Source organism: Pseudoduganella buxea (assembly GCF_009720835.1).
Lineage (GTDB): Bacteria > Pseudomonadota > Gammaproteobacteria > Burkholderiales > Burkholderiaceae_D > Rugamonas > Rugamonas buxea.
In genome coordinates this window covers 1-1,965 of the sequence record NZ_WNKZ01000197.1, presented here as the reverse complement: position 1 = coordinate 1,965, position 1,965 = coordinate 1, and the positions used below count along the sequence as shown (strand labels likewise).

The window sequence follows — 1,965 nt, the reverse complement described above, 5'->3', positions numbered from 1 at the left end:
TGGGCCAGCCGGCCGTGCCGTCCCGGCCACCGTTCGGCACGCCGCTGGCCGCAGCCGGGCTGGCGCGCCTGCGCGGCGGCGCGCTGACGCCATCGAGCGACATGCACCTGCAAGGCACGGTGGGCCAGAACGTCGCCACCAATGTGGTGACGGGCGCCAATATCGTCAGCGACGGCGCGTTCAGCAATGCATCGGGGCTGCCGATGGTGATCCAGAATTCCGGCGCCAATGTGCTGATCCAGAATGCCACCATCGTCAACGTGCAGTTCCAATGAGTACGCTTGACGTCGATGGGTGCGCGGGTCGCCCCCTTGCCGCCGGCATCTGGGCCGCCATCGCCCTGGCGGCATTGCCGGCCGTGGCGCCTGCCGCCGAGCTGCCGGGGCTGGCGGCCCTGGCCGGCACGCCCGGCGGCGGCGCCTTTGCCGTGCGTGTCACCAGCGTGCGCGAGCGGCGCTATCTGGCGACTGTGCGGCAGCAATACGATTTCAGCTGCGGCTCGGCGGCGGTGGCGACCCTGCTGACGCACCACTACAACCTGCCCGTCAGCGAGCAGCAGGCTTTCCAGGAGATGTACGCCCGGGGCGACCAGGCGCGCATCCGCAGTCAGGGTTTCTCCCTGCTGGACATGAAGAATTTCCTTGCCACGCGGGGACTGCGGGCCGACGGATTCCAGCAGCCGCTCGACAGCCTGGGCCAGGCCGGCTTCCCGGCCATCGTGCTGGTGGCCGAGGCCGGCTATCACCATTTCGTCGTCGTCAAGGGCCTGCGGCCGGACCGTGTCCTGTTGGGCGACCCGGCCGGCGGCACCCGCGCGATGAGCCGCGCCGCCTTCGAGGCCGTGTGGCAGAACCGCCTGCTGTTCGTGATCCACGAGGCGCCGCGCCGGCCCCGCTTCAACGACGTGGCGGACTGGGACGCGGCGCCGGCGCTGCGGCCGGGCGACGTGCTCGAGCGCGGCAGCCTGCTGCGCGTGACCTTGCCGAAGCTCGATGCCGGCGACTTTTGACGGAGGCGGACCCGATGCGCTGGACCACCATGCTGTACACCGTGCCGATGCTGCTGGGCTTGCCGCTACGGGCAATGGCCGGGGGCGAGGTGGCAAGCGCCGGCTGGGTGCCGGTACCCGACGCCAGCCTGGCCGCTGCGCGCGGCGGCTACGACCCCGGCAACGGCCTCTTGATATCGCTCAGCATCGAGCGCCTGCTGACCTTGAACGGCAGCGAAGTGGCCAGCAGCCGCCTCGTGCTGCCGGAGGTCGGCGCGGCCGGCCTGCACGCGGCCCACGGGCCGGGAATGGGCGCCGGCGCCACTGCCTTGCCGGTCGATGGCGCGGCCCTGCGCGCGGTTGGAACGGCGCCCGCGGCGCTGCCGGCGGCCGCCTTGCCGGCCCTGGCCCTGCTATTGCAAAACCGCGAAAACAACCAGCTGATCCGCGCCCAGACGACCATCAATACGACCGTCAACAGTCTCGGTACGCTGAAGGGTCTCAACTTCGGCGACAGCCTGCGCCAGGCCCTGTCGACCGCGATCGCGCCCCGTTGAGGGGCGCTTTACCTGGAGGAAAAGCATGCGGTCCGCCCGACTACTTCGCACCGGCTCGGCCGGCCTGTCCCTGTTGATGGCCAGTGCCCTGGCTCAACAGGCCGCACCGCCCGGCGCGTTGCCGGCCACGCCGGCCTTACCCGCCCCCCATGCACCGGTCCCGGCGGAGGAAAGCCAGGCCGTCGCCGCACTGGCGGCCGAACTGGCACGACTGAAGGAAGAACTGGCCGCCCAGCGGGCACTGCTGCGGCGGCTGCGCGCGGACATGGCGGCCCGGGATACCCCGCCAGCGGCCCAGCCCGTGGTGGCGCTAGCCGCCCCGGCATCGTTGCTCGCCGAGCCCGGCCTGCCCGATGTACCACAGGATTGGGCGACACGCACGGCCGGCAGGCACGAGGCGTCGGCCCGGCACGCGCTGGC

At 71.9% G+C, this 1,965-nt stretch carries 2 protein-coding genes and 2 pseudogenes; all 4 read left to right on the top strand.

Features of this window, described 5'->3' with window-relative positions; all coding sequences use genetic code 11:
- Positions 1-275 (top strand): annotated as a pseudogene (locus tag GM672_RS27510) (hypothetical protein); the annotation flags it as partial.
- Positions 272-1,009: a C39 family peptidase gene (locus GM672_RS27505; protein ID WP_155473672.1), complete on the top strand. Its 738-nt coding sequence runs from the start codon at positions 272-274 to the stop codon at positions 1,007-1,009. The pseudogene GM672_RS27510 and the gene GM672_RS27505, both read left to right, overlap by 4 nt.
- 14 nt (positions 1,010-1,023) lie before the next feature.
- Positions 1,024-1,545 carry a hypothetical protein gene (locus tag GM672_RS27500; RefSeq protein ID WP_155473671.1) on the top strand — a complete coding sequence of 174 codons (522 nt, stop codon included), beginning with the start codon at positions 1,024-1,026 and terminating at the stop codon, positions 1,543-1,545.
- Between the two features lie 25 nt (positions 1,546-1,570).
- Positions 1,571-1,965 (top strand): annotated as a pseudogene (locus GM672_RS27495) (hypothetical protein); the annotation flags it as partial.